The organism is Streptomyces sp. NPDC060198, assembly GCF_042728415.1.
GTDB lineage: Bacteria > Actinomycetota > Actinomycetes > Streptomycetales > Streptomycetaceae > Streptomyces.
The window spans coordinates 1-12049 of record NZ_JBHWZJ010000217.1 but is presented as its reverse complement, the minus strand read 5'-3'; the positions used below and the strand labels follow the sequence as shown (position 1 = coordinate 12049).

3 protein-coding genes and 1 pseudogene are annotated in these 12049 nt (G+C 71.5%); all 4 read left to right on the top strand.

Going from position 1 to position 12049, the window contains the following annotated elements; translation table 11 throughout:
• A partial coding sequence (locus ACFWEP_RS23410) for an AAWKG family protein (protein ID WP_387372524.1) occupies positions 1-2040 on the top strand: 2040 nt, incomplete at its 5' end.
• 34 nt (positions 2041-2074) lie between these two features.
• On the top strand, positions 2075-2533 hold the full coding sequence (locus ACFWEP_RS23405) for a YbaB/EbfC family nucleoid-associated protein (protein ID WP_387372522.1): 459 nt from the start codon (positions 2075-2077) through the stop codon (positions 2531-2533).
• Between the two features lie 6 nt (positions 2534-2539).
• On the top strand, positions 2540-2875 hold the full coding sequence (locus ACFWEP_RS23400; RefSeq protein WP_387372520.1) for a hypothetical protein: 336 nt from the start codon (positions 2540-2542) through the stop codon (positions 2873-2875).
• Positions 2876-2882: 7 nt separating this feature from the next.
• Positions 2883-12049: pseudogene (locus ACFWEP_RS23395) on the top strand (hypothetical protein); the annotation flags it as partial.

Below are 12049 nucleotides of genomic sequence, written 5' to 3'. Positions count from 1 at the left end.
CAGTTGGTCCATCAGCTGCACAAGAACTACGACAGTTACGTCGACCAGCTCACCGCGGACGCCACCGGCACCGCGGCGGCCATGCTCGGCGGTCATGTGCCGCGGTCGAAGCTCAGCCGGGCGCTGGCGACCGCCCAGACGGCTCTCATGACGGAGGCCAAGGCGCTCAGCGACGCCTGGGACACCTGGGCGGCCGGAGGCCGGCACGACGCGCACAGGATCCTGATGGAGGTCCTCCAGGAGGTCTCCGTATGGGTGCTGGAGAACCAGATCAAACACACCCGTGTGACGACCAACAATTCGGCGAAGGACTACAACACCGACGCCGGGTTCGTGCAGCACTCCCCCTGGGGCAACCTCCACGACATGGCTACCTGGGTGAAGATCGGCGAAGAGGCCGTGACCCGCTGGAACAAGCACGTCGAGGACGTCCTGGTCGAAAAGGCGAAGACCTCGCTCACCACGCTCAAGACGGCGTGGAGCGACGTGTCGGACGCCTTCAGCGAGATCCGCACCAAGGACACCTCCTCGCTGACGGAGACGTACGAGGACGACAAGCGCCAGCTCGCCGAGGACGAGGCGAACCGGCAGCAGGAGGAGTACAACAACGCGCTGAACAACCTCGGCAACAACCTCAACGATCTGGGCAACGGCCTCGGCGACGGCCTGAACAACCTCGGGAACAGCCTGGGCGACGGCCTGAACAACCTCGGGGACGGCCTCGGCGACAACTTCGACAACCTCGGGGACGGGCTCGGCGACAGCCTCAACAACCTCGGGGACGGCCTCGGCGACAGCTTCAGCAACCTCGGCGACGGTCTCGGCAACAGCCTCAACAACCTGGGCGGCGGGCTCGGCGACGGGCTCGGCGACAGCCTGGACAACCTGGGTGACGGGCTCGGTGACGGCCTGGGTGACGGCATCGACGCTCCCGGCGGCGTCACTTCCAACCTGGGTGCCGGTCTCGGCAACCTGCTGAACGGGGGCGACGACGGCAACGACAAGACGAAGGGGACGACGCTCACCAACCCCGACGGCAGCACCACCACGCTCAACCCGGACGGCACCCTCACCACCACATACCCGGACGGCACCACCCAGCTCCTCGACCCGGAGACGGGGATCATCAAGACGACGTCCCCCGACGGAAAGGTCACCACCGGCGACCTGACCGTCCCCGGCGGCCACGTCAACCCCGACGGCAGCACGACGACGCTCAACCCGGACGGCACCCTCACCACCACGTTCCCCGACGGCACGACCACCACGATCGACCCGGAGACCGGGGCGCTGACCACCCGCGACCCCGACGGCAACGTCACCACCGGGAACATCGGCAGCGGCCTCGGCGACTCCTTGAGCGGCCTCGATCTCGCCAACCACTCCCTGACACCGACGACGAGCAGCAGCAGCCTGGACCTGGACGGCCTGGCGTCGGGCCTCACCACGAACACCGGTCTCGGTGACGGCCTCACACTGACCGGCGGCTCGTCCCTCCTCGACGGCGGGTTCGGCGACGGCGGGTACGGCGACACCGGCTACGCCGACTACGACGACGCCACTTCGGCGGAGCTGCTGTCGGGCGGGGCGCTGCGCGCTCCCGGTGACGACCCTCTCGCGGCCGCCGCGACCGGTGAGGCGGGCACGGCGGCCGGCGGGGCGGGCAGCCCGCTGTTCCCGGGCATGGGCGGCATGGGCGGAGGCATGGGTGGCATGGGATCGGGCGGGGGTGGCGGTGGCAGCGGCAACAGCGGGGAGCGCGTCCGCAACGTGCTGACCGACTCCGGGCCCGCGACGGCCGGGCGGGGACGGTCACGGTCCCGCAGAACCGCGGACGAGGACGAGGACGTGGTGGTGACCCGGCGCCGGACGGCGACGACCGGCGCCGCCTCGGGAACGCTCGTCCCGGGCCCCGGAGGCGCCGGCCAGAACGGCCGGTCCACGGAGAGCGGCGACCGGGCCCGCGTGAGCTGGACGGAAGAGGACGAGGACGTATGGGGAACCGACGAGGGCGGCGCGCCCGCCGTGATCGGGCGCTGAGCACGGTGCGGGACACCAGAGGGACGGCACAGGCATGAGCGACATGAAAGAGACCATCGAGCAGCGGCTCGCCCGCGCCATGGCCGACCTGGAGACCACGACGGCCGGGGTGGCGGAGGCGGAGGCGGAGCTGAGCCGCGCCAGCTGCACGATCCGCTCCCAGGACCGCTCGGTCGAGGTGACCGTCAGCGCGCAGGGCGACCTGACCGACCTGCGTTTCCTGGACGGCAAGTACCGCACCATGCCTGCCGGGCAGCTGGCCGCCAGTGTTCTGGAGGCCGCCCAAGAGGCCCGGGCGGTCATGGCCCGTCAGGTGATGGAGACCTTCGAACCGTTCACCCGGCCCCACGACTCCGTGCCCGAACTGCCCGGTGTGAACATCGACTGGCACAAGATCTTCGGCCCGGGGGTCCTCGACGGACCTTCGGGCGGGGACCGCCACGCCTCGTCGCGCCGACTGCTCGACGAGATCCACGAGGACCAGGAGGACTGACCAGCGATGCCCGAGGGAAACGCGTACTACGCCGAGCCCGACCGACTGGCCGCCGGTGTGCGCCAGATCGACCAGATCAGCACGCTCGCCCACGAGATGCTCCGAGACTTCACCATGGGCCTCAACAGCACGGTCGGCTGGCCCGGCCACGACGACAGCTTCGCCGAGGAGGTGATCCCGCAGGAGAAGCGCGAGCGCACGATGGCGGTGGACACCGGAACCTCGCTGGTCGAGGCAGTTTCCGGGGTCGCCGACGGCACCCTGGCCAACCTGGACAACATCCGCACCACCCAGAGTGGCGTGATCGACTCGATCAACTCGGCCCGCCGCGGAAAGCACTGACACTCCGATGAGCATCATCGTCTCGCCCCAACTCAACAACCTGCTCTTCGTTCTCATCGGCGAGAAGATGCTGCAAGCGGACGAGGACCTGGCGTACCGGAGCCACCAGCCCTACCGGCGGCTCGGCAAGAACGTCCGCGAACTGTCCGATCTGATCGAGCAGTCGGTCTTCGGCGTGGGCCAGGCGCTGCCTCCGCAGGTCGGCCGGCAGTACGTCCGGGCGATGCGCCTGTTCGTGGACAACGGCGGGACGAACTATCTGCGGGAGTTCGCCCGGCAGTTGGACGACGTCGGCAACGGCCGGGTCAAGATCTCCATGGACATCATGGAGGCCAAGTGGTCGATCATCGCCGAACTGGTGCGCCTGTTGATCGAGTTGGCGATCATCGCGGCGCTCTCGTTCTTCACCGGCGGCGCCTCCGCGAGCCAGACAGCGACGGCCAAGGCCCGCAGCAGGGTGGCGATCCTCACCTCCCTGGACCAGTTGCTCAAGCGGACACATCTGCTGCCGAGCCTGTCCGAGGCGTTCGACGAGGCGTTCCAGACCTTCGTGGTCCGGCTCGCCATGATGACGATGGCCCCGCCCGGCCGCAGGCCTGACGGCTTCGACTGGAAGCAGATCGTCGAGGACGGCCTCTTCGGCGCCGTCACCGGCATGTTCCACGGCGCCTTCGAGTCCCTGACCAGGAACCTCGGCAAGGGCTTCCGCAACATCCTGGACGGTCCGGACGGCGCCCAGTTCGGCAAGACCAACACCAAGAACATCACCGACGACATCACCTCCAAGATGGACAAGCCGCCGCGGTCCGTCGGCGACCGGTTCGTCCGGGAGACCGGCAGCGGCGCCAACGAGTTCCTGGTGGCGGGCGGTTCGGAGGCCCTGGCCGAGATCGTCGTCACCGGCGTCCTGCACGGCAAGTGGGAAGGCAACCTGGACACCTTCATCGGGGCGGGCGTCAGCTCGGTGGTCGGTTCGGCACTGTTCGGGGCGGCGGCGAAGTTCGGCGGGGCGTTCGGGTCCGGATTCGACTTCGGCAGTGTCAACGTCCTGCCGGTCACCGGTGGGGACGGTGCCTCGACCGGCGGACGGAACACCGGGCGCGACGACGACCGCGCACCGGAGGCGGTGCCGACCACGTCCTCCACCGGCCCGACGGGCAGGGGCACGACGGACCTCTCGACCTCGGTGAACATTCCCCGCGGCGTCGACGCCGGCCTCGGGGACGGGCTCGACGGCGTGGGCTCGCTCGGCGGCATCGGCGGTGGCGGCGCCGGTACGGTCCCCACCTCGTCCTCCGGTGGAACGCCCGCGACGTCCGGCAGCGGGACACCCCGGAGCGGCGGCAGCGGTCGGCCCGCGCCGACTCCCGGCACCCATCAGGGGAGCGACGAATCCGAGAGCGTTCAGGAGAATCCGGCGGCCTCCGACACGGACGGGGACGCGAGACGGGCGACGGACGACGGCGCGGGCACGACCGCCCCGAGGACGGGAACCATCGGCCAGGGCGGCGACTCCGGCCCTCGGTCCGCCGCCACCCGGGAGTCCGCTTCCGACAATTCCCCTTTGCCGGGCTCGGACGAGGAGACCTCGGCGGGAAGCGAGGGGGCGATACCGACGATCGGGACGGCCGGCGCCGCACCCCTCGCGGCCTCGACCACCGGCACCCCGGCCAACCTCGCCACGAACGCAGGCGCGCCCGCCAACACGGGCTCGGCGCAGGGTCAGACGCCCGCACAGGGAAATCAGGCGAGCGGCACGGGCTCGCCGCAGCGCGCGAGCAAGGGGACGCCGGACGCCACCGGTCCCGGGTCGGCGGACGGGTCCACGCCCGAGTCCTCCGCCGAGACCGCGAGTCGGCCCGGGACTTCGTCCACGGCCACGCTCCTGCCGGGACACGGCGGGGCCGGCACGGACGCGGGCGCGGGACTCGGTACGGATGTCGTGACGAACGCGGGTACCGACGTCGATGCGGACGCCCGTTCCGACGTCGCCCAGGGCCCGGGGGCCGGCCCGGCCACCGCTCCGCCGACGACCGGAACGGAGGGCCGGGACACGGCGCGGTCGGCCGGGCCCTCGCCGGAGCCGTCCCGGGCCGCGCAACCCCCTGTACGCCCCGGCGCCGAGAAGCGCCGTTCCTCCGAGGGCGACGCGGAGGCCGCCCCCACCCCCATCACCACACGCTCCGAGGGGAGTTCGCCGACGACCGGGACCGGAGAGAACCCGACCCCGGACATGGTGGCAGCCCCGACGCCGACGACATCCGCCGCCACGGACCCGGTGGCGGAACCGGCTCCGGCGATCCCCACGGTCACGACGTCCGCACCCGCCGAACCCGATCCCGCGACCCCCACGGAGTCGACCCCGACGGTACCCACGGTCACCACCTCCGTTCCGGCAAAACCCGGCCCGGCAACCCCCGTAGCCACCAAGCCCGTTACGGAAAAGTCCGGTTGGGATGCCGCACGGTCCGTCGTACCGCCCGTCACCCGCAGCCACACCTGGACGGACCCGGTCTCCACGCCAAGGACCGCCGAGGGCAAACCCACCCGCTACACCGTCGACTCCTCTTTCGACGTACGCCGCTTCACGCACGACGGTGAGGCAATCGTGGACCTCACCGTCGAGCTCGCCCTGGGCGGCTCCGACACGGTCGGCGACACCGAACGCCAGGCCCTGTGGGACCGGATGGCTGCCGGGGTGCGGCAGACGTTCAACGATCCCGGTCACCGGCTCACCACCGGTGAGCGGCTGCACGTCACCGTCGTGCCCGCGGTCGCGGGCCGACAGCCTCATCTGGCGGTGGAGTTGGCGGGTGGCGGCTCCGGATCCCGCACCTCCCAGCACACATGGCGGGCCGACGCCACCGCGCAGGACCTCGCCCACGAGATCGGCCACCAACTCGGCCTGCGCGACGAGAACCGGGACGCCACCGCCCCGCAGCGCCCCCAGGTCGACGGCAGCCTGATGGGCACCTATCAGCGCCCGGTCGCCGAGGACATCCCCGAGGAACAGCGGGGCAGCTACGCCCGGGGCGGTCTGCGTCCCCGCCATCTCTCCTTGCTCAGTGCCCTCGTCGGCGGCCCCGACGACACCGTCGGGGCCATGCAGCCGGCCACCCGGTCCGAGGGCGCCGACCCGCTCGCGCCGCTCGCCCCGTCGCCGTACGTCCGGAGCTACGGCAGCCGGCGCGACGGCAACGTGGGCCTGGTGCAGGTGGAACCGCTGCCGCCACGGATCGCCGACGGCCTGCACCAGCATGTGATGAACCTGCTGAGGATTCCGGCGGACCAGCAGGCCACGCACCCCGTGCGTGAACAGCTGCGCCGTGAACTCGGCGGCGAGCAACTGGTGATCAACCTGCCCTATCTGCTCAGCAGCATGGGGCACCGCGTCACCGTGGACATCGGAGGCAGGCGGCGGACCGTCGACGTACGGCTGTCCCTGCACGACCCGGTGCCCTCGCTCCGCCAGGGCACGCGTGACCCCTCGGACCCGGCCGTGAACGTCGAGCGGCGCGGGCTCGGCACCCAGGAGTCGGGCGACACCGAGACGTCCGGCAACATCCGGACCCTGTTGGTGCCGTGGTCGGCGACGTTGCCGATCCCGGCCGCCGGGCCGGTGCGCGGGGTGGACTTCGGACCGTCCCTGGCGCTGACGCACAATCAGCTTTCGTTGTCGACGTCGGTCACCCAGACCGTGCAGACGACGACGGCACAGCGCAGCAACGAGTCCTCGCACGCCTTCAGTTACGCATCGAACTGGCAGGCGCGGGTCGACACTCCCCGCATGGCGCCGATGGACAACTGGGGCCCCGGATCGGAGCTCGGGCCGGTCACGATCTGGTTCCCGGAGCATCTGACCACGGAGCGGCCGACCGACGCCGAGCCGCTGCCGGAACCCGCCGACCTGGACGAACTGCCGCTGTGGGGCGTGGACAGCGTCAAGGAACCGCACCAACTCCTGGAGATGGTCAACGGCGAGTTCCACGACGATCTCGCCGACCTCTCCGACTCGTCCGCACAGGCGCTGCAAGCGTTCCTCTCCGAACCGGTGCTGCGCGGCACTCTGCCCATGCAGCGGGCGGGCGGCATCTTCTCGCCACTGCTACTGGACAAGCACGGGCGTGCGATCGGCATGCTGAAGTTGGCCACGAAGGTCACACCGGGCAAGCCCACGCATCAGAGCCAGGACGGCAAGATCAACCTGGAGAGCCATCTCCTCAACACCGTCAAGGTGGACGGGCAAGCCAAGGTCACCAACGCCGTGGGTGTGGACCTCGGCGTCGGGCCGACCTTCACCGGCAGCCACGCCAAGGGGCACCCCGACGCCGCGGGCAAGGTCGCGGGATCCGTCCTGGGCAAGGGCGGGGTCCGCTGGCAGACCAGCGACACCCTCAGCAACGGGGGCAGCGCGACCATCTCGCACTCCCTGCGCAGTAGCCGCAGTCATCTGCTGACGCCCGCGAGCGTGCGGCACACCGTCACCCTGGTACGCCCCGGCGGCGGAGAGACCGTGCGACGGTTCGGCCCCTGGGACGACGGCATGCAGCTGCGTGTGCCGGCCAGGGCCGACGCCGCGGGGAAGGTCCCGGATGGGGATGAACTCCGTTTTCTGCCAGCTGAGTTGGAGCACCTCCGGAGTATCGGCACCACCGCGGCCCCGCTGAGCGTGGAGGGTCCGGAGCAGCTCTTCGCCCACGCCGAGGTCTGGTTGCGGGCGAACGGGTTCCTGCCGGCTTCCGCGACCACGACGAGCCGTACCGCGGTGCTGCCCGACGAGGCTCTGGTACAGGCCCAGTTGAACAACCTGCGCCGGTTCGAGCAGGCCCGCTCGGCCATCGGGCTACGGGCCGCCGTCGACGCGATGGTCGACGGCGGTCACGCCCTGTGGCTGGAGAAGCCCACCACGGGCGGCGGGACCCGCCGCATCCGGCTCAACCTGCGAGCCACCCGTGATGACACGACCCCGGACCCCGTCGACCCCGCCCCCGACACGACACCGGCACCTGTACCCGCACCGGCGGCCCCACGTCCGTCGCGGCACGTGCGCACACTGCCCGGCCTGCACCTCATCGGCCTGACCTCCTTCGTCATGAGCGGCTTGGAGCAGCAGTCGTCCGGCTACGGCTGGACGGCCGGTTTCGGTGGCACTGTCAGCGGCCCCGTGGGGCCTCCCGGCGGCACCGGCACCCTCGGCACAGCCGCCGACTACGCCTACACCGGCCAGACGTCCCACGCGGGCAACGTCGGTTCGGGGCTGAGCCAGGACCAGCAGTTCGTCGGCGTGAACCAGGGCGGCGAGGTCTTCGACATCCCCGCGCGGTTCACTCTCGACCTGCACGACGGGTCGGGCACCGAGCCGACCGTCCGCTTCGCCGAGCACACCGCCGCCATGCCGTACGTCGGGCCGGACGCCACCCCGCCCCCGGCCGGCCCGCCGCCGACGGACGTCACCGGCAGCATCAGGGTCGCCGTACCGCATCACCGGACCCGCGCGGCCACCGCGGACCCTGCCCCTCGCCCGCGGAACGGACGGATCCGGGAGGTGACGGAGGAGGACCGGAAGGCCCTCGCGACGACGGGCCCCGACGGCCGCCCGTCGGAAGGGATCGCCAAGCTTCCGGACGACGCGGTCCTGGACGTGTTCCGCGGCTCCGGCGACCTCCAGGAGGCGATACGTCAGATAGCGGCGGGCACCTATCCAGGTCGTCCGCAGCCCGGTTGGGCGTCCGCACTGGGCACCGCCATCAGTGGCATGAGCCCGCAGGTCGTCACGTCGGCGGCGTCACTGGTGGCGACGTCCGCGGCCGGGCAGAGCGCCACCGACCCGACCACCCTCGCTGCCGAGGTGCAGCAGGCGGCCCTCTCGCCGGCGAACCTCACCGCGCGCGGGCACCAGATCCTCAAAGGCAGCTATGTGATCGAGGGAGTCACCCTGCCCGGCCTCGGCGCCGACCAGGAGTACTCCCTGGAGATCAGCGGTGTGCTGCGCAACCCCCGTCTGATGCGGAGCGCCAAGCAGCAGCTGGAATCCGGCGTCTCCTCCTCCGACACCGCGTCCCAGCAGAAGTCCTCCTCCGGCACCCACCAGAGCGGGGTCGCGGTGACCGGCACCAGGGCACCCGCGGTGGCCAAGTCGACCGATCCCTCCGCCGCACCGCCGAAGCGGCCGGACATCTTCGGGCCGTCCGCGAAGTACCTCTACACCGCGAAGTCGGAGGACTCGGCGACCCTCTCCGCCACGACCGCGGTGAACCGCAATCCGACCGAGAAGGCCGAGAATCACCGTATCGGCGCCGACGCGTTGATTCTGGTCACCGTGCGCGGGGGCACCCGCAACGTGGTCGGCAACACCCTCGGTCTGGGCAGCGGGGAACCGGTGACCGTCGCCGTGGAACTGCCGGATGCCGTGCAGTTCCTGATGACGGACGGACAACTGGCGAGGCATCAGGAGTGGTTCACCGGCGTCGAGGGTCTGACCCCGCCGCAGCAGGCGCCGCAGGACCTTCCGCTGCCCGGCCGCTTCACCCGTACGGGAGAGCCGGGCCTGGCGGGCGTGCTGTCCGTCACCCAGCTCGACACCCCGCGCGGCGATCCGGAGGCCGAGCGTGCGGAGTCCGAGCCCGTGGCCGCGGACGCGACCGCGTCACCCCCCTCCGACGTCCCCGAGGGCACGCCCCCGCCACCGGCCTCCAGCACCTCCGAGGACAGGACCGCGACTTCCGGCACTCCCGCCGACCCGGTTGACCGCGCTCCGGTGGAGCGCCGAAACCGGCTCTACGACGAGTTGATCGCGCTGGTCGAGTCGGAGGCCCCGGGCGTCACGCAGCCGGGGCACGCCGCCTACCTTCCCGGCGTGGCGTCCCGGATCGCCGACTACACCTCACCCACCGGTCTGCGTGCCCTGCCCGGACGCGGTCCGAGGGGCGTGCAGCGCTTCCACTTCCGCCATCTGGCGAAGGGCGGCGCCCGGCTGGTCGAGGTCAGCCTGAACGCGAGACCCCGTGCCGGCGCCGAGGAACGGCGCATCATCCGCGGGCGGAGAGCCGGTGCGGGCGGCGGCATCGAGCAGTATCACGCGCATCAGCCCGCGGGAGTCTCCACCGGGACGACGAACACCGTTCAGCACGGTCTCACCTTCAATCCCACCACGCGTTATCCACAGCCCGGCAACGACACCCGTACCGACCGCAGTGGCCCGGTGCTGAGCGCCGCGACCACCCGCGCCCACGGCACGAAGACCGCCACCACCGCCGAGGACCGGTTCTGGCTGCGCACCGACAGCGTCGCCGACTTCGACCTGGAGTACGACTACGAGGTGGGCGTCCGCTCCGAGCTGGTCGCGGACTGGCCGCCGAACGTGCTGGGCGGCATGGTGCAGGGCTGGTTCCTGCCGGCGGCCGGCGCGCCGGAGGACGGCTCCGGGGTCACCGGCTGGATCAGCCGTACGCTCGGCGGCCGTCCCAGCCGCTCGGCCGTCGTGCCCGCCCGCGTGACGCTCAGGTTCACCGGCAGCGAGGCCGCCGAGGGCCAGGAAGTGGACCCGCCGCTGCCGCCCACGGTCTCGGAGACCCCGCCCGTCCTGAAGGGCGACCGCTTCGTCCCGACCGGGCCGGCCCCGGTCTTCGAGTTCAACGCCTGGCCGGAGCTGACCAGCGCGTTGAACACCGTCGCACCCAGCCAGGACCGCGACTGGCGTTCCCTGGACACCTCCACGTCCGCGGAGAGTACCGCCGTCCGCATCGGCGAGCTGATCCAGGCGGGCGAGATCGGTCTGGACCACCCGCGCACCGCGGCCGGGCTGACCGAGAGCATGCCCGGCGCCTATCCGTTCGAGTCGGCGCCCGACACCCCGCCGTCCCTGTCCGTCACCCTGCACAACCCGCGCCGGGTCACCGAGGCGTCGGACGTGACCCTGGACCGGCTCGGTTTCAGCAGTACCGTGGGCGGCTCGGCGTCCAACGTCGGCGCGACCGGCGGAATCAACTTCCAAGGCATCTACAGTCACGACAACGCCAACCAGGCGTCCGGCGGTGCCACCATCCCGGTCCTGGCCCGACAGCCCCGGACGACGGGCGGCACGGCCGGTACGTCCGGGGGGCGCCGCGAATGGCTCAAGACCGGAGGGACGTCGGCCCCCAAGGACGGCTCGCACGGCACCCGCAGCTACGAGGCGCTGGTCGACACCCATGTGACCGTACGGGGGCCGGAGGGAACCCGGCATGTCACCGGCACCGCCACCGTGCGCGTCGCGGAACGGGACGTACTCGGTCACGGCATCACCCCACCCCGCACCCATCCGCAGGTGTACGACCTGGCGTCCATGGTGCGGGCGGGCGCGGACCTGTCGGTGTCGACCGCCGGGGCCGCCACGGACCTGAGGGACTGGCGGACCCATCCGCTGGACTCCCTGCCCGATCTCCTGGCGTCCCAGATCGACCCCGCCGACCAGGAGGCCCAACTGTGGCTCGCGGTCGGCACCGACCCGGCGACCGGGGACGGGGCCCCCGCCCGGCCCGATCCGCAGGAGCTGGGGCGTGCCCTGTTCGCCGCCTCGCAGACTGCGGCGACGGCCGGGAAACCGGTCGAGCTGGTCGTACGGTACGAGGACGGCACGCTCGGACTCTGGAACTTCGACTCCGAAGGCCGGCCCTCAGGACTCGACCCGGACGCGACGGCCGCGTGGCAGCGGTTCCACACGGAGGCGGCGGACCTCACCAGGGCGGCGCAGGAGGAACAGGACTCCCGCCGACAGGAGTTCGAACTCCGGGAAGCCCTGCAGCAGCAGGGAGCCGTCCTTGCCGAAGCCCTCCGGGAGGTGGACCTCGCGCTCGCGCAGACGCGGCCCGCTCCCCCCGACGCCGGGCCTGTCACGCGACCCCGGATGCGGCTGGACCGCACTCCCCGCTTCACGGTCCCCTCCCGCTTCGACGTCCGCCGCATCCGGCACGACGACGACACCGTCACCGACCTCACCATCACCGTCGCCTTCAACGGCGGCAACAGCACTGCGGCGTGGAACAAACTCCGCCAGGGAGTCGAGGAGTACTACAACGCTCCCGGCCACCGTCTCCCCGGTGGCGACCTGCTCCACATCACCGTCGAACCCGCCCCGCCCGGCACCACACCCCACCTGACCGTCGACCTCGTCGGCCAGGACACAGTCATGGACCA